Origin of the sequence: Pseudomonas sp. JQ170C (assembly GCF_035581345.1) — a bacterium.
Lineage (GTDB): Bacteria > Pseudomonadota > Gammaproteobacteria > Pseudomonadales > Pseudomonadaceae > Aquipseudomonas.
Genome location: NZ_CP141608.1, coordinates 5,038,908 through 5,055,903, shown reverse-complemented (window position 1 = coordinate 5,055,903; position 16,996 = coordinate 5,038,908). Strand labels below are relative to the sequence as shown.

Sequence of the window (16,996 nt, the reverse complement as noted above, 5' to 3'; positions counted from 1 at the left end):
GGGGTGCGCAGGGCCCGAAGGCCCCGCGCCTGCCGGGTTACCAGCAGATACCTTCGGTGCGGTTGAGCGGGGAGGTGGCCTTGCTCATGAAGCCGACCAGGTCGATGACCTGCTTGCCTTCGGGCGCCTGTTGGGCGAGGGCGCGGAACTTCTCGTCGCGGTTGCCCAGCACGATCACGTCGGCGTGCTTGATCACCTGGTCGAAGTCGGCGTTGAGCAGGGAAGAAACGTGCGGGATCTTCGACTCGATGTAGTCTTTGTTCGCACCGTGGACACGGGCGTACTCGACGTTGTTGTCGTAGATGTTCAACTCATAGCCCTTGCCGATCAGGCGTTCGGCCAGTTCCACCAGCGGGCTTTCGCGCAGGTCGTCGGTGCCGGCCTTGAAGCTCAGGCCGAGCAGGGCGATGCGGCGCTTGTCGTGGCTTTCGATGATGTCGAAGGCGTTCTGCACCTGGGACTCGTTGCTGGCCATCAGCGAGTTGAGCAGCGGCGCCTTCACATCCAGGCTGCCGGCGCGGTAGGTGAGGGCACGTACGTCCTTGGGCAGGCAGGAGCCGCCGAACGCGAAGCCTGGGCGCATGTAGTACTGCGACAGGTTCAGGGCCTTGTCCTGGCAGACCACGTCCATCACTTCGCGGCCATCGACGCCCACGGCCTTGGCGATGTTGCCGATCTCGTTGGCGAAGGTGACCTTGGTGGCATGCCAGACGTTGCAGGTGTACTTGATCATCTCGGCCACCTCGATGTCCTTGCGGATGATCGGCGCGTCGAGTTCTTCGTAGAGCGATTGCAGAACATCGCCGCTGGCGCGGTCCAGTTCACCGATGACGGTCATTGGTGGCTGGTCGTAGTCTTTGATTGCGGTACTTTCACGCAGGAATTCAGGGTTTACCGCCACGCCGAAATCGACGCCGGCCTTTTTCCCCGAGCAGTCTTCGAGGATCGGAATCACTACGTTCTTCACGGTGCCCGGCAGCACGGTGCTGCGTACCACGATGGTGTGGCGGCTGGCTTTTTCGCGCAGCACGAAACCGATTTCGCGGCACACCGACTCGATGTATTCCAGGCTCAGGTCACCGTTCTTCTTGCTCGGTGTACCGACGCAGATCATCGACAGGTCGCTGTCGCGGATCGCGGCGGCAAAGTCGGTGGTGCCACGCAGGCGACCGGTGTCGATGCCTTGTTGCAAGAGTGCTTCAAGCCCGGGTTCGACAATTGGCGATTTGCCCTGGTTGATCAGGTCGATCTTGGTCTTGGACACATCCACGCCAATCACTTCATGACCCCGTGCGGACAGGCAGCCAGCACAGACTGCACCTACATAACCCAAACCAAAGATGCTGATACGCATCGCTATCACCTCATGTGTTTATCATGCCGGCTCAATTAACAGAGCCAGACCGGGTTGATTAACCAGCAGTTTTCAGGCGAACGGAGTTGTGCCATTAAAAGCTCACTTCACCGTGCGCAGGCATATAAATGTGGAGTGCAAAGTTATGTGCACTCAAAGTTGGCAGCCAATGGCCAATAATTATGGACGTGCCCTTGAATGCAGCCGTCTTTATTGCAGTTCGGTTATCCGACACTGCAGTGCTTGCTCTTTCAATTGGATTAAACCTTTTGAAATCAACCACTAGGACGCTTGTTTGGGGCGCGTATCTCCTGGCTTCAACTGAAAGTCAGTCGTTGAGATTCAACTCGAAGTTATTGGATTGCACACCCGTAGTGGCGATCCAATTGTGCTGTAGGTCATCTCTCACACACGGCTCGAGAATCGTTACCGGTGGTATGAGCGATGGCCGAGGGTATAAGTTCCGAGGGCGGTTCAATGACCGTGAAGGATTTTTTAATATTTATTAAAGTGCCAGCAGGTTCAATATGATGGCACGCGGGAGTTTCGTCCCCGTATATAAAGGGCGAACGCGAAGAGGGATGCTTTTATGCCAGTACCGGAAATATTTTTTCAAAATTCGTCAAAAAACTACGAACGGTCTTATGGCGTTTTGCAATAAATGCGGGGAGCCTGGAATTTGACGTCAGATTTGTGGCGTGATATCGCGGTGCAAGCCCGCTCCTGCGGCAGGAGCGGGCTTGCCGCGACGAGGACTGGAGTCAGGCCTCGGGGTGGTCGCGCAGGAACACCAGGTTGTCCGGCTTCGACTGTTCGGCGCTGTAGTAGTAGCCCTGCACGTCGAACTGCTTGAGCTGCTCGGGATCGTTGATGCGCTCCTGGATCACGAAGCGGCTCATCATGCCGCGGGCTTTCTTGGCGTAGAAGCTGATGATCTTGTACTGGCCGTTCTTGAAGTCGCGGAACTCGGTGTTGATGATCCGCGCCTTGAGGGCGCTGCGCTTGACCGCGCTGAAGTACTCGTTGCTGGCCAGGTTGAGTAGCAGGTCGTCACCCTGGTCGGCCAGGGCCTGGTTCAACCACTCGCTGATGCGTGTGCCCCAGAAGGCGTACAGGTCCTTGCCACGGGCGTTGGCCAGCTTGGTGCCCATTTCCAGGCGATAAGGTTGCATCAGGTCCAGCGGGCGCAGCAGGCCGTAGAGGCCCGAGAGCATGCGCAGGTGTTCCTGGGCGTAGCTGAAGTCGTCCTCGCTCAGGCTCTGGGCGTCGAGCCCGGTGTACACATCGCCCTTGAACGCCAGCAGCGCCTGCTTGGCGTTCTCCGGGGTGAAGGCCGGAGTCCAGCTGCCGAAGCGGGCGGCGTTGAGGCCGGCGAGCTTGTCGGAAAGGTGCATCAGTTCGCTGATCTGCGCCGGCGACAGCTCGCGCAACTGCACGATCAGTTCCTGGGAATCGTCCAGGTACTGCGGCTGGGTGTAGCGCTGGGTTACCGGCGGGGTGTCGTAGTCGAGGGTCTTGGCGGGGGATATCACCGTCAGCATCGGTCGGGCTCCTTGAATCGTGGGGACGATTCTACGGGGCGGGGGCCGTGATCTCCAGCTATGGCGTCAATAGCCACAGACCATCCCGACGCTTGACGCTATAGTGCGCGGCGAGGAAACCGGAGACCTTGATCGTGCGCATTGCCCTGCTGTTACTGAGCGGACTGTTGAGTGCCGGCATTCAGGCCGCGCCGTTGCCGCTGGCAACCTTCGACCGTAGCCACTGGCCGGAGCCACTCGACAGCCCGACCCTGTTCGATGTCGCCTCGCGGGCCGAGATTCTCGGCTTTTCCCAGGCCCTGCAGGCCAGTGAAGCACTGGATGAACCGGCCCTGGCGGCGCAGCTGGGGCTCAGGCAGGTCAACCTGGCGTCGATCAACCAGGTGCGCCAGCGCTTGTGGCAGCGGCTGTGGCGCAACTATGACCGGGCCCAGCAAAGCTGCGAGCAGGATGCCTCGTTCTGTTATGTCATCGACGGTGTGGCTGAGCTGCGCCGGCAAGCGGCGGCGTTCGAGGTGGGCGCGGATTCGTTCTATGCCGGCTGGGCTGCTCCCAGCCGGGTGTTCCATGTGCGCTACCTGAACGAGCTGCTGCGCAAGGCTGCGCTTTTTCCACAGACCGCCAGTGAAGTGGAGCGCTTTTCGGAGCTGGAGCGCGATGGCGATGAGCTCAATGATCGGCTGTTCATGCTGACCTTCGATGCCGGCCCCGGCGCGAGTACCGATGCGTTGGCGGATTACCTGCGCCGGCAAAAGCTGGGTGCCACCTTCTTTGTGCTGGGCAACAGCCTGCAGACCCGCCGCGACAAGACGTCGCTCGCGGACCTGCGTGCGCTGTACAAGGGGCAATGTGTCGGCATCCAGGGCTGGCAGTACCGTTCGCACGGGCAGTGGCAGGACTGGCAGGACTCGGTGATGCGCAGCCAGGCGCGGGTTCAGGCGGATCTGCCCGATCAGTACGTGCCACTGTTCAGGCCGCCCTATGGCCAGCGTCGCGCCGACAGCCAGGGTTTTTTCCAGGGGCAAGGGTTACAGGTGCTGCTGTGGAACATCGATGCCCAGGACCAGGGCGCGCTCAGTGCCGAGCAGTCGGCGCAACGGGTACTGACGCTGATGCTGCTGTGGCGTCATGGCGTGATTCAGTTTCATGACGCCCAGCCCAAGGCGCAGGAGGCCGTGGCCTGGCTGCTCAAACAGACATCGCAGAGCGGGATAGGGTGGGAAGATTGTCGGCATTTTGCCGGGAAAAGATGACAACAGGCGGGAAGCGACAAGGCCAGCGATAAAATGCCACATGCATTTCACTGGACTGGATTTATGACTTTAGCGGTGCTTTGACCGTGCGCCAAGGGCTAAGTGTCATCACGAAAAATAAACTTCAAAAAAGTATAAAAATGCTTTTTACGGTCATGGGTTTTGCGGTATCAAGGAGTCAGACCGCCGAACCCTGCATCACAGGTGGCGTCATTGGGCACCAGTAGTGTGAGGGCAGCTTCCCCGCCGTAACGACGCGGCAGTGGGAGGTAACGGCGGCCACTTCACGGCGCAGCACCACATGGGTATTGCGTCGTCTGGCCCCCACAAAGGTGACCGAGTATGGATGATCAAGGACGCACCAATTCCTCCAACCAGCCAATCCTTTATGTGCTCGATACCAATGTACTGATCCACGATCCCAACGCATTGCTCAACTTCGAGGAGCACCACGTCGCCATACCGATGACGGTGCTGGAGGAGCTCGACAAACTCAAGACCGGTAAACACACCATCGCCGCCGAATGTCGCCAGGCCATCCGCCTGATCGACCAGACCCTGGGCGATGCCTCGCCTGCCGATGTCGAGCAGGGTGTACCGATCCAGCGTGGCAAGAGTGGGCCCAAGGGTTTCCTGTCGATTCTGATGAGTCCGCGCAACGAGCCCAACCGCCTGCTGCCGGAAAACCTCAACGACAACATCATCATTAACCAGTTGCTGGAGCTGCGCAGTCGGCGCACGGACCGCGACGTGGTGCTGGTGACCAAAGACATCAACATGCGCCTGAAGGCCCGCGCCTGTGGGATCGCGGCCGAGGACTACAGTACCGACCAATTGGTTGACGACGTTTCCTTGCTGTCCAAGGGGTATCACAGCGTGACCGGCTCTTTCTGGGACCGGGTGAGCAAGGTCGAAACCCGTCAGGACCGTGGCCGCACCTGGCATCGGGTGCAGATGATCGACAACCTGCCGGCTGTGCATATCAACGAGTTCATCATTGACGAACAGGGCTTCGTTGGCTGGATCAAGGGCATCAAGGATGGCGAGCTGGTGCTGCTCGACCTGCACCAGGAGCCATTGCTGCACCAGGAGGCCTGGGGCCTGAAACCGCGGGATATCCACCAGAGCCTGGCGCTGTTCGCGTTGCTCGACCCGGACATCCACCTGGTCAACCTGACCGGCGCCGCCGGTTCCGGCAAGACCATCCTGGCCCTGGCCGCTGCGATCGAGCAGACCATGGTCAGCAAGCGCTATCGTCGTATCATCGCGACCCGCAGCGTGCAGGGGCTGGACCAGGAAATCGGCTTTCTGCCAGGCACCGAGGCGGAAAAAATGGAGCCTTGGCTGGGGGCAATCACCGACAACCTCGAAGCCTTGCACATGGACGACGAGAACACCCACGGCAGCGTCGACTACATCCTTGAACGGGTACCGTTGCAGTTCAAATCCCTGAACTACATTCGCGGTCGCAGCTTCCAGCAGAGCCTGATCCTGATCGATGAATGCCAGAACCTGACCCCGCACCAGATGAAAACCATCATCACCCGTGCAGGTGCCGGTTCCAAGGTGATCTGCCTGGGCAACCTGGCGCAGATCGACACCCCTTACCTGTCCGCCACCAGCTCCGGTCTGACCTACCTGACCGAGCGCTTCAAGGACTTCCCCAACGGCGTGCACATCACCTTGCAGGGTGTGCCGCGTTCGATCCTGGCCGAATACGCCGAATCCCACCTGTAACCTCCAACCACCGGGCGGTCCTACCGCCCGGTGTTTTTTCGCTGCGAATACCTGACTCCTGGGTTTACACTCTTCGCTCCTGAACAGGAGGAAGGCTGTGCTGACTCATCTCGATTCCCAAGGTCGGGCCAATATGGTCGACGTCACCGAAAAAGCCGTGACTGCGCGCGAGGCCGTGGCCGAAGCGCGGGTACGCATGCTCCCGCAGACTCTGCAGATGATCGTCGACGGCGAACACCCCAAGGGGGATGTGTTTGCCGTGGCGCGCATCGCCGGGATCCAGGCGGCGAAAAAGACCAGCGACCTGATCCCGCTGTGCCACCCGCTGATGCTCACCAGCGTCAAGGTCGAACTCAGCGCTGAAGGCACGGACACCGTGCACATCGTTGCCCGTTGCAAGCTGGCCGGGCAGACCGGCGTGGAAATGGAAGCCCTGGCCGCCGCCAGTGTCGCTGCCCTGACTATTTATGACATGTGCAAGGCGGTCGATCGCGGCATGGTCATCGAGGGCGTTCGCGTACTGGAAAAGCTTGGCGGCAAGAGCGGCCACTACCAGGCGGATGACGTGCAATGAACATCAACGTGGTGTATTTCGCCCGCTTTCGTGAAGCCCTGGGGCGTGACGGTGAAGCCGTGCAGGGCGAGTTCAAGACCCTGGACGATGTGCGCCAGGCCCTGCTGGCCAAGGGTGACTCCCATGGGTTTCTCGCCGAACAGAACCTGATGTGCGCTCGCAACCAGGACCTGTGCAAGCTCACCGAGCCGCTGCAGGACGGCGATGAAGTGGCGTTCTTCCCGCCTGTGACCGGGGGTTGAGATGAGCGTACGGGTTCAGCTTGCAGCATTCGACCCAGGCGTTGAAGTCAACGCCATGCATGCGGCCAATGTCGGCGTCGGCGCGGTGGTCAGCTTCGTTGGCTACGTGCGCGACTTCAACGATGGCCTGGAAGTGGCCGGGATGTTCCTGGAGCATTATCCAGGGATGACCGAGAAAGCACTGGGCAAGATTGTGGTCGAGGCCGAGCAGCGCTGGCCGCTGCTCAAGGTCGAGGTGCTGCACCGCATCGGCGCGCTGGAACCCGGCGAGCCGATTGTCTTTGTCGGCGTGGCCAGTGCCCATCGCCAGGCGGCATTCGACGCTTGCAACTTCATCATGGATTACCTCAAGACCCGCGCACCGTTCTGGAAGAAAGAGCAGACCAGCCAAGGCGAGCGTTGGGTGGACGGCAAGCAGAGCGATGAGGATGCTGCCGGGCGGTGGTGATTGTTATCGCGGGGCAAGCCCGCTCCTACGGTAGGAGCGGGCTTGCCCCGCAATGCTTGAATTCCTATACAAAAAAGTCCAGTATGGAATTATAAGTACAAAATAATTCCAGGCTGCCTCGCGCCTGCTTCTTTTCCCTCTGTCTTGCAACACACCTCCAATAACGAGCGAGAGAGACCCTAATGAACAAGTTCACCCTGATCAGTGGTCTGGCCTTGAGCCTGTTGGCCAGCAGCAGTCTGTTCGCCGCCGAGAAAACCTTGCGCATTGGCATCGAAGCCGCCTACCCGCCGTTCGCCTCGAAGAACGACAAGGGTGAGATCATCGGCTTCGATTACGACATCGGCAATGCCCTGTGCGCGCAGATGCAGGTCAAGTGTGTGTGGAACGAGGTCGAGTTCGACGGTCTGATTCCGTCGCTCAAAGTGAAGAAGATCGATGCCGCGCTGTCGTCGATGACCATTACCGATGAGCGCAAGAAGTCGGTGGATTTCACCCACAAGTACTACTTCACCTCATCGCGCCTGGTCATGAAGAAGGGCGCCGTGGTCGATGACCAGTATGCAAGCCTCAAGGGCAAGACTGTGGGTGTGCAGCGCGCCACCACCACCGATCGCTATGCCACTGAAGTGCTCGAGCCCAAGGGCATCACCATCAAGCGCTACAGCAATAACGAAGAGATCTACATGGACCTGGCGTCCGGGCGTGTGGACGCTATTTTTGCCGACACCATTCCCCTGGACGATTTCCTCTCGATGCCGCGCGGAGCCGACTATGCCTTCACCGGCCCGGAGCTCAAGGACCCGAAATATGTCGGCGAGGGTGCCGGGATTGCTGTGCGCAAGGGCAATAGCGAACTGGTGAGCCAGCTCAACAAGGCCATTGACGGTATCCGTGCCAACGGCGAGTACCAGAAGATCCAGGCCAAGTACTTCAAGACCGATATCTACGGCGATTGATCGCCCCGCTCAAGGCCTGGACCTGTTCAGGCCTTGAGTTCCTTCAGGTGTTTGTACACCGTCGCCCGTCCCATCCCCAGCACATTGGCCACATAGTTGGCCGCACTCTTGCCCTTGAATGCGCCCTCGGCGTGCAGGGCCAGCACCAGCTCGCGCTTGTGGTCGCGGGTGAGCAGGTTCAGGCTCAGTTGGCGCTGGCGTAGCCAGCTGTTGAGGAAGGTGTTGATGCGCTCCTGCCAGTCGTCGCGAAACAGTGCATCCGGTTGCGGGATCAGCCGGCTGGGCGAAAGGAACAGGTCCAGCGCCGCCTTGGCGGTCTCGAACAGGGTGATGTTCAGGTTGATGCACAGCACCGCCAGCGGCTTGCCGCTGCTGTCGCGCAGCACCGTGCTCAGGGAGCGGATTTTCTGGCCGTCCCAGTTGAGCTTTTCATAGGGGCCGATGTTGGTTTCATCGGTGCCAGCCTCGAACATGTCCTCCAGCGCCGCATCGTCACCCACCTCACGCTTGGACAAATTGTTGGCGATGTAGTCGATCTTCTGGCTGCGCAAATCGTGCAGCACCACCTCGGCGTGGGGAAAGAACAGGGTGGCGATGGCATCGGCGATGGCCCGGTAGTTGTCCAGGACAGGGTCGGGGCGGGGTGTCGACATTCAGGCAGGCTCCAGGCGGTGTCAGCGCCCTGGTGAGCAGGGCGCTGGGAGTGTGCCGCAATCGCGGCGGCGCGTCACCCTTGCAGGCGACGGGGCGACAGCATCTCGGCGTTCAGGCCAAAGCCCTTCAGGTGATCGTCCAGCGCCTGGCCGCGGACCAGGGCGGCACTGGCCTGGCCCATTGCCGGTGAGGTCTGGATACCGTAGCCGCCCTGTGCCGCGACCCAGAACAGGCCAGGCACCTGTGGGTCGAAACCGGCCACCAGGTCACCGTCGGCAACGAAGCTGCGCAACCCCGCCCAGGTGCGGGTTGGCCGGCGAATGCTCAGGGTGGTGGCTTCTTCGATCTGGTAGATGCCCATGGCGATGTCCAGCTCTTCGGCTTGCACATCATGGGGGTCGACCGGGTCGGCGTTGGCCGGGGAGCCGAGCAGCATGCCGGCATCGGGCTTCATATAGAACGACTCGTCGAGGCTCACCAGCATGGGCCAGGCATGGCTGTCGATGCCTTCGGGCCCGGCAAAAATGAAGGCGGCGCGGCGTTTTGGCTGCAAGCCCAGGGGCAGCGCGCCGGCCAGTACGCCGATCTGGTCGGCCCAGGCGCCGGCGGCGTTGATCAGCACCGGGGCGCTGAATGTGCCGCGGCTGGTCTGCACCTGCCACAGGCCGTCGGCATCACGGCTCAGTTGCTGCACTTCACAGTTGCTGTGGACTTCACCTTGTTGGCGGCGGATGCCGCGCAGATAGCCCTGGTGCAGGGCGTCGGTGTCGATGTCGCTGGCGCTTGGATCAAACAGGGCGCCATGGACTTTCTCACGGCGCAGCACGGGCAGCAGTGCGCAGGCCTGGTCGGCGTCCAGCAGCTCGACTTCCGGTACGCAGGCTTTGGCACTCTGGTATTGGCGCTGCAGCTCCGCGGGGTCGCCGGTGAGGTCGACGGTCATTTCCCCGCGCGGGGTCAGCAGTGGATGCTCGGCAAAGCCCGCTGGCGGGTGGTCGAAGAACGCTCGGCTCGCCAGGGTCAGGGCGCGCACCTGGGGCGTGCCGTAGGCGGCGGTGTAGAGCGCCGCCGAACGGCCGGTGGAGTGGTAGCCGGGCAGTGATTCACGCTCGAGCAGCAGTACACGGCCGTGGGCCGACAGCCAGTATCCGGTGGAGGCGCCGGCGATACCGGCGCCGATGATGATGTAGTCAGCCTGGTGCATGAATCTCTCCTCAGCGGCCGTGGTGCAACTGGTACAGCGCATTGGCCAGGGCAATGTCTTCAAGGCCCAGGCCGATGGAGCGGAAGAACGCATGGCGCTGGTAGGTGGGGCGCGGGGCTTGCTCGCTGAGCAGTTGGGCCAGGTCGCCGATAATCGTCTCCGGCTGCCACCCGTGCTGTTCGGCGGCGATGCGCATCTCGCCCGCGCTGCCTGGGGTGGTTACCCGGTAGTCGCAGTAGACATCCATCTCGCCCAGGCAGGCGGGCGGTATTTCGTGGGCGCGCACGGCGTTGGTGCTGATCGAGGTAATCAGTGCGGGTTTGCTCAGGGTGCGCGGGTCGATCACCGGCGAGGCCGACGAGGTGCAGAGCAGAATCACGTCGGCGTCCACCAGGGCCTGTTCGAGGCTGTCGCACAGTTGCAGGCGAGGGTCGAGGTCAGTCAGGGCCTGACGTTGCTCGGCGCTTTGCTGGTGCAGGCTGGGGGAGAACAGGCGGATGTCCTGCCACTCGCGCAGGTCGCGGACATAATGCAGATGCGCGCGGGCAATCGGGCCGCTGCCGATCAGGGTCAGGCGACGGGCATCGGTTGGCGCCAGTGCGTCCACCGCGACGGCCGTGGTGGCAGCGGTGCGGGCGGTGGTCAGTTCACCGGCATCGCACAGCAGCAGCGGCTGGCCACTGTCCATGGACATCAGCAAGGTCCAGGCGGTGACCAGCGCGCCTTGCTCGCGGACGATGTAGGGCGAGGTCTTGAGCCCATAGACCCGCTCGTTGGCGAGTACGCCACCGTAGTTGATGAAGTCGCCTTTGCCGTTGGGGAACTCCACCAATTGCTGGGACGGCTGTACCGCTTGCCCGGCCGCGAGGTCACGGAACAGAGTGCGCAGGATCTGCGGAACATCCACCTGGGCAAGCAGTTGGCGAGCGTGCTGTTTGTCGATGACGAGAGGCGCGGACATGCGAAGCTCCAAATAAACTATTTTGTCCATTATGGACTTTTTGTTTATTTGGGCAATATCGTTGGTCTGAAAATGCAAAAAGCATCGCGGGGCAAACCCGCTCCTGCTTCAGGAGCGGGTTTGCCCCGCGATGCCTTTCAACGATCAGTGATGCTTGCGCGGTACCGGCTTGAGCAGCTCGGTCGGCGGCATCTCGCAGCTGATCTTGCGGCCCAGCAGCTCTTCGATGGCAGGCAACTGATAGGAGTCGTCTTCACCGGCAAAGCTGATCGACACACCGCTGGTGCCGGCACGACCGGTACGGCCGATACGGTGCACGTAGTCGTCCGGGTCTTCAGGCAGGGTGAAGTTGATGACATGGCTGATGCCGTCGATGTGAATACCGCGACCGGCAACGTCGGTTGCCACCAGCACGGTGATTCGGCCTTCACGGAAGCTCTCGAGGGTCTTGATGCGCTTGTGCTGCGGCACATCGCCCGACAGCTGGGCAGCATTGACGCCATCGCGCACCAGGCGTTCCTCGATGCGCCGCACTTCGTCCTTGCGGTTGGCGAAGACCATCACCCGTTCCCACTTGTTCTCGGTCACCAGGTTGTACAGCAGCTTGTACTTGTCGCTGCCGGCTACGGCATAGACATGCTGCTCGACGGTCTCGCTGGCGACGTTCTCCGGCTCGATCTCGACGATGGCAGGGTCGGTGGTCCACTGCTTGGCCAGGTTCATCACGTCTTCGGTGAAGGTGGCGGAGAACAGCAGGGTCTGGCGTTCGCTCTTGGGTGGCGTCTGGCGAATGATCTGCCGGACCTGGGGAATGAAACCCATGTCGAGCATGCGGTCGGCTTCGTCCAGTACCAGTACCTCGACCATGTCCAGGTGCGCTTCGCCGCGCTGGTTGAAGTCCAGCAAGCGGCCAGGGGTGGCGACCAGGATGTCGCAGTGGCGGGCTTCGAGGGCCTTGAGCTGCTTGTCGAAGTCCATGCCGCCGACAAAGGTCATCACGTTCAGGCCGGTGTACTTGGTCAGCGCGGCGGCGTCCTTGGCGATCTGTACCACCAGTTCGCGGGTCGGGGCGATGATCAGTGCCCGTGGCTCGCCCATGTAGCGCTCTTTGGGCGGCGGGGTCTGCTGCAACTGGGTGATGATCGAGATCAGGAAGGCGGCCGTCTTGCCGGTGCCGGTCTGGGCGCGGCCAATGGCATCTTTGCCACGCAGGGTATAACCCAGTACTTGCGCCTGGATCGGCGTGCAGTAGGGGAAACCGAGGTCATGGATGGCGTGCATCAGCTCGGGGGAGAGCTTGAAATCATGGAAGCGGGTCTTGCCTTCCTGCGGCTCGACCGCGAAGTCTTCCAGCTTCCAGGTGGAGGCGGCAGGCTTTGGCTTGCGTTCACGGCGCGGTTTGGGCTCGGCCGGTTTCTCGGCGCGTGCCGGTGTTGCGGCCTCGGCCTCGGTATTGAGCGGGGCAGCCGGGGCGGCCGGGGCAGGGGCCTGGGGTGGTGCGGGTGGCTGCATCACGGGGGCAGCGGTTTCGGTGGCGAGTTGCTCAACCTCGCTCTTGCCGAACATCTTCTTGAGTGCTTTGAGCACGGTCATCTCATCAATTGGTTAAGGAATGTACGCCGGCCAGTGTAATGCAAGATTCGGGCGCGGCGTAGGGGATTGCGAAGACAACTACAGGAAGTCTGCTTTTAGCGCAGGCGTTCGGTCAGCCAGACTGCGATATCGCGAATTTCTTCCTGCAGCACTTCGTGCTCCATCGGGTATTCAGCCCATTTGGCGCTGACGCCCCACTGCTTCAGGTGCTCATACGCGGAGCGGCCCATGGCCGGCAGCACAACGGGGTCATGCACACCGTGCAGGCACAAGGCCGGCGTGCGTTGCTGGCAGGCGCTCAGTTCACGCTCCTGGGCGAAGGTCGGTGCGTAGGTCGACAGGGCAATCACGCCCCCCAGGGCTTCTTGCCACTTTATATAAGCAGTGTGCAGCACCACCGCGCCGCCCTGGGAGAAGCCGGCCAGGACGATACGCGCCAGGTCGATACCTTTTGCCTGTTCAGCCTTGACCAGGGCGATGACCTGGTCGGCCGACGCCTCCAGTTGTTCCTGGTCGATGGCGCGTGCCGGGGTCATGGCCTTGATGTCATACCAGCTGGGCATCTCGTAGCCGCCATTGATGGTCACCGGCCGGGTGGGGGCCTGGGGCATGACGAAGCGGGTACTGAGCAAAACGTCCTGCAAGGCTTCGGCGACCGGCAGGAAGTCGTAACGGTCGGCCCCAAGGCCGTGCAACCAGATCACACAGGCGTCTGCGGTTTTTTGCGGTTCGAGAATCAGCGGGTTGGTCATGACTGCTCCGAAAGTGTGCGCGCGCTCTTGTTTGCGTGCATGAAATGAAGGCGCGTCGAGTGAATCCGGAAAAAACCTGTCGCAACGCTGCAAGTTTTCCTATTGACGTGAACTGAAACGCTTTAGCCGCTCAGTGTGGTACGCGCTTTGCTATGAAATTCGTAATGCGAGGTTACACGTTTTGGACAGTAACACCCGTTAGCGACTACCAAGGCTGTCACAGAACAGCGCATTGCGCCAATTGACCCAAAAACAAGCCAACAAGGGTCGGATGCGCCTCATAAGGGTGCGGTGCAATCCCGGCTCAACACAACAAGAGCAATTTGGAGGTTTTGATGAAGATGCTTAAATCCACACTGGCAGTGGTTACCGCTGCTACCGCACTGGGTATCAGCGGTCTTGCACAGGCGGGTGCAACCCTGGATGCAGTACAGAAGAAGGGATTTGTGCAATGCGGCGTCAGTGATGGTTTGCCGGGCTTCTCGGTTCCGGATGCCAAGGGCAACATCGTCGGCATCGACGCAGACGTGTGCCGTGCGGTGGCCGCAGCAGTCTTCGGCGATGCCAAGAAGGTCAAGTTCAGCCAGCTCAACGCCAAGGAGCGTTTCACCGCGCTGCAGTCCGGCGAAGTCGATGTGCTGTCGCGTAACACCACCTGGACCAGCTCCCGTGACGCCGGCATGGGTCTGGTGTTCGCCGGTGTTACCTATTACGACGGCATCGGTTTCCTGGTCAACAAGAAGCTGGGTGTCTCCAGTGCCAAGGAGCTGGACGGTGCAACCATCTGCATCCAGGCCGGTACCACCACCGAGCTCAACGTGTCCGACTACTTCCGCGCCAACGGCCTGAAGTACACCCCGATCACCTTCGACACCTCCGATGAAAGCGCCAAGTCGCTGGAGTCTGGCCGTTGTGACGTACTGACTTCCGACAAGTCGCAGCTCTACGCACAGCGCTCCAAGCTGGGCGCCCCGGCCGATTACGTGGTGCTGCCGGAAACCATTTCCAAGGAACCGCTGGGGCCAGTGGTTCGCAAAGGCGATGAAGAATGGTTCGCTATCGTCAAGTGGACCCTGTTCGCCATGCTCAATGCCGAAGAAATGGGCGTCAACTCCAAGAACGTCGAGGCCGAGGCCAAGTCCACCAAGAACCCTGATGTCGCGCGCATGCTCGGCGCCGACGGCGAATACGGCAAAGACCTGAAACTGCCGAAGGACTGGGTGGTGCAGATCGTCAAGCAAGTCGGCAACTACGGTGAAGTCTTCGAGAAGAACCTGGGCAAGGAAACGCCGCTGCAGATCGACCGCGGCCTGAACGCCCTGTGGAACAACGGCGGCATCCAGTACGCGCCACCGGTGCGCTGATGCTGCACCCTGCGGCGGCAAAGGGCCGCCGCAGGTTGTTCATCTCCCTTTTCTCCGGGGCATTACATGCAAAATCAAATCGGCGCACCCAGGGGGCTGTCCCTGAGCGATCCACGTGTGCGTGCGTGGCTGTTCCAGATACTCACCGTCGCCTTCGTCATAGGCGTTGGCTGGTATCTGTTCCATAACACCCAGACCAACCTGCAACACCGGGGTATCACCTCGGGCTTCGACTTCCTCGAGCGCAGCGCCGGCTTCGGCATCGCGCAACACCTGATCCCCTACACCGAGCAGGACAGTTATGCCCGGGTATTCGTCATCGGCTTGCTCAACACACTGCTGGTGACCTTTATCGGCATCATCCTGGCGACCCTGCTGGGGTTCATCATCGGTGTGGCCCGGTTGTCACCGAACTGGATGATCAACAAGCTGGCCACGGTGTATGTCGAGACTTTCCGTAACATCCCACCGCTGCTGCAGATCCTGTTCTGGTACTTCGCGGTGTTCCTGACCCTGCCGGGACCGCGGGGCAGTATCAACATCAATGACGCCTTCTTTATCAGCAACCGGGGCCTGAACATGCCCGGTGCTTCCGTGGCCGAAGGATTCTGGCCATTCGTCGTCAGCCTGGTGCTGGCTGTACTCGCCATTGTGGTGATGGTGCGCCTGGCCAACCGGCGCTTCGAGGCCACCGGCGAGCCGTTCCACAAGTTCTGGGTCGGCTTGTTCCTGTTCCTGGGCATTCCGGCGCTCTGTGTCCTGCTGTTCGGCAGCCCTTTGCACTGGGAAATGCCGCAACTCAAGGGGTTCAACTTTGTCGGCGGCTGGGTGCTGATCCCCGAACTGCTGGCCCTGACCCTGGCCTTGACCATCTACACTGCCGCGTTCATCGCCGAGATCGTGCGCTCGGGCATTCGCTCGGTCAGCTATGGCCAGACGGAAGCCGCCCGTTCACTGGGACTGCGCGAGGGCCCGACGCTGCGCAAGGTGATCATTCCCCAGGCGCTGCGGGTGATCATTCCTCCGCTGACCAGCCAATACCTGAACCTGGCGAAGAACTCCTCGCTGGCAGCCGGTATCGGCTACCCGGAAATGGTGTCGCTGTTCGCCGGGACCGTGCTCAACCAGACCGGCCAGGCCATCGAGGTGATCGCCATCACCATGAGCGTGTACCTGGCCATCAGTATCAGCATTTCCCTGCTGATGAACTGGTACAACAAGCGCATTGCGCTGATCGAGCGGTGAGGACACGCGCATGAGTACCCACGTTTTCAAACCTGATATGCCGCCACCGGTGAAAACCGTCGGCGTGCTGGCCTGGATGCGCGCCAACCTGTTCTCCAGCTGGCTCAATACCTTGCTTACGCTGTTTGCCCTGTACCTGGTCTGGCTGATCGTGCCGCCGCTGCTGCAGTGGTCGATCTTCGATGCCAACTGGGTGGGCACCACCCGTGCCGACTGCACCAAGGAAGGCGCCTGCTGGGTGTTCATCCAGCAGCGCTTTGGCCAGTTCATGTATGGCTACTACCCCACCGAACTGCGCTGGCGGGTCGACCTGACCGTGTGGCTGGCGGTGATCGGCGCCGCGCCACTGTTCATCTCGCGCTTCCCGCGCAAAGCGGTCTATGGCCTGTGCTTCCTGGTGTTGTACCCGATCATTGCCTACACCTTGCTGCACGGTGGCTACCTGGGCCTTGAAACGGTACCGACCAGTCGCTGGGGCGGGCTGATGCTGACCTTGGTGATTGCCACCGTAGGCATCGTCGGCGCCTTGCCGCTGGGCATTCTGCTGGCCTTGGGGCGGCGCTCGAACATGCCGGCGGTGAAGGTGGTGTGTGTGACCTTCATCGAGTTCTGGCGTGGCGTGCCGTTGATCACGGTGTTGTTCATGTCGTCGGTGATGCTGCCGCTGTTCCTGCCGGAAGGCATGAGCTTCGACAAGCTGCTGCGGGCCATGATCGGGGTGATCCTGTTCCAGTCGGCGTATATCGCCGAGGTGGTGCGCGGTGGCCTGCAGGCCATCCCCAAGGGGCAGTACGAAGCGGCTGCGGCTATGGGGCTGGGCTACTGGCGCTCGATGGGCCTGGTGATCCTGCCGCAAGCCCTGAAGCTGGTGATTCCCGGCATCGTCAACACCTTCATTGCCCTGTTCAAGGACACCAGCCTGGTGATCATCATCGGCCTGTTCGACCTGCTCAACAGCGTCAAGCAGGCTGCTGCCGACCCGACCTGGCTGGGCATGGCGACCGAGGGCTACGTGTTCGCCGCCCTGGTTTTCTGGATTTTCTGTTTCGGTATGTCCCGCTACTCCATGCATCTGGAGCGCAAGCTGGACACAGGCCACAAGCGTTAGGAGTGTT

The 16,996-nt window shown here is 61.1% G+C and carries 16 protein-coding genes; 9 read left to right on the top strand and 7 right to left on the bottom strand.

Annotated features, from left to right (window positions below; all coding sequences use genetic code 11):
- Positions 1-37: 37 nt before the first annotated feature.
- Positions 38-1,354 (bottom strand): nucleotide sugar dehydrogenase, encoded by a 1,317-nt coding sequence (locus U9R80_RS22970; RefSeq protein WP_301840198.1) that lies wholly within the window; start codon positions 1,352-1,354, stop codon positions 38-40.
- A gap of 761 nt (positions 1,355-2,115) precedes the next feature.
- Positions 2,116-2,895, bottom strand: coding sequence for a peroxide stress protein YaaA (yaaA, locus tag U9R80_RS22965; RefSeq protein ID WP_301840199.1), 780 nt, complete (start codon positions 2,893-2,895; stop codon positions 2,116-2,118).
- 134 nt (positions 2,896-3,029) lie between these two features.
- Between yaaA and U9R80_RS22960 the strand changes: the two genes are divergently transcribed.
- The 6 genes from U9R80_RS22960 to U9R80_RS22935 all read left to right on the top strand — a co-directional run bounded on the left by U9R80_RS22960 (position 3,030) and on the right by U9R80_RS22935 (position 8,108).
- On the top strand, positions 3,030-4,148 hold the full coding sequence (locus tag U9R80_RS22960; protein WP_301840200.1) for a polysaccharide deacetylase family protein: 1,119 nt from the start codon (positions 3,030-3,032) through the stop codon (positions 4,146-4,148).
- A 342-nt stretch (positions 4,149-4,490) separates the two neighbouring features.
- Positions 4,491-5,885 carry a PhoH family protein gene (locus U9R80_RS22955; RefSeq protein WP_301840202.1) on the top strand — a complete coding sequence of 465 codons (1,395 nt, stop codon included), beginning with the start codon at positions 4,491-4,493 and terminating at the stop codon, positions 5,883-5,885.
- 97 nt (positions 5,886-5,982) lie between these two features.
- On the top strand, positions 5,983-6,459 hold the full coding sequence (gene moaC / locus U9R80_RS22950) for a cyclic pyranopterin monophosphate synthase MoaC (RefSeq protein WP_301840204.1): 477 nt from the start codon (positions 5,983-5,985) through the stop codon (positions 6,457-6,459).
- Positions 6,456-6,701: a molybdopterin converting factor subunit 1 gene (moaD, locus tag U9R80_RS22945; RefSeq protein ID WP_301840205.1), complete on the top strand. Its 246-nt coding sequence runs from the start codon at positions 6,456-6,458 to the stop codon at positions 6,699-6,701. Before moaC ends, moaD begins: the two co-directional genes overlap by 4 nt.
- A 1-nt stretch (position 6,702) precedes the next feature.
- Entirely contained in the window at positions 6,703-7,149 is a 447-nt protein-coding gene (gene moaE, locus U9R80_RS22940) for a molybdopterin synthase catalytic subunit MoaE (RefSeq protein WP_301840207.1), read from the top strand.
- A 182-nt stretch (positions 7,150-7,331) separates the two neighbouring features.
- Positions 7,332-8,108, top strand: coding sequence for an ABC transporter substrate-binding protein (locus tag U9R80_RS22935; protein WP_301840209.1), 777 nt, complete (start codon positions 7,332-7,334; stop codon positions 8,106-8,108).
- A gap of 26 nt (positions 8,109-8,134) precedes the next feature.
- Here U9R80_RS22935 and U9R80_RS22930 read toward each other — a convergent pair whose 3' ends face one another.
- From U9R80_RS22930 to U9R80_RS22910, 5 genes are all read right to left on the bottom strand, one after another.
- Positions 8,135-8,761, bottom strand: coding sequence for a helix-turn-helix transcriptional regulator (locus U9R80_RS22930; RefSeq protein ID WP_301840211.1), 627 nt, complete (start codon positions 8,759-8,761; stop codon positions 8,135-8,137).
- 74 nt (positions 8,762-8,835) lie between these two features.
- Positions 8,836-9,966 (bottom strand): NAD(P)/FAD-dependent oxidoreductase, encoded by a 1,131-nt coding sequence (locus U9R80_RS22925; RefSeq protein WP_301840213.1) that lies wholly within the window; start codon positions 9,964-9,966, stop codon positions 8,836-8,838.
- A gap of 10 nt (positions 9,967-9,976) precedes the next feature.
- A complete protein-coding gene (locus tag U9R80_RS22920; RefSeq protein WP_301840214.1) occupies positions 9,977-10,927 on the bottom strand; it encodes an ornithine cyclodeaminase family protein in 951 nt (316 codons plus the stop codon).
- 144 nt (positions 10,928-11,071) lie between these two features.
- A complete protein-coding gene (gene rhlB, locus U9R80_RS22915; protein WP_442964990.1) occupies positions 11,072-12,514 on the bottom strand; it encodes an ATP-dependent RNA helicase RhlB in 1,443 nt (480 codons plus the stop codon).
- A gap of 101 nt (positions 12,515-12,615) precedes the next feature.
- Entirely contained in the window at positions 12,616-13,272 is a 657-nt protein-coding gene (locus U9R80_RS22910; protein WP_301840215.1) for an alpha/beta hydrolase, read from the bottom strand.
- Positions 13,273-13,607: 335 nt separating this feature from the next.
- On the opposite strand from U9R80_RS22910, the gene U9R80_RS22905 reads away from it, so the two are divergent.
- The 3 genes from U9R80_RS22905 to U9R80_RS22895 all read left to right on the top strand — a co-directional run bounded on the left by U9R80_RS22905 (position 13,608) and on the right by U9R80_RS22895 (position 16,989).
- Positions 13,608-14,636, top strand: a complete 1,029-nt coding sequence (locus tag U9R80_RS22905; protein WP_301840216.1) for an amino acid ABC transporter substrate-binding protein — start codon at positions 13,608-13,610, stop codon at positions 14,634-14,636.
- Positions 14,637-14,702: 66 nt separating this feature from the next.
- Positions 14,703-15,881, top strand: a complete 1,179-nt coding sequence (locus U9R80_RS22900; protein WP_301840217.1) for an amino acid ABC transporter permease — start codon at positions 14,703-14,705, stop codon at positions 15,879-15,881.
- A gap of 10 nt (positions 15,882-15,891) precedes the next feature.
- A complete protein-coding gene (locus U9R80_RS22895; RefSeq protein WP_301840219.1) occupies positions 15,892-16,989 on the top strand; it encodes an amino acid ABC transporter permease in 1,098 nt (365 codons plus the stop codon).
- Positions 16,990-16,996: the final 7 nt, after the last annotated feature.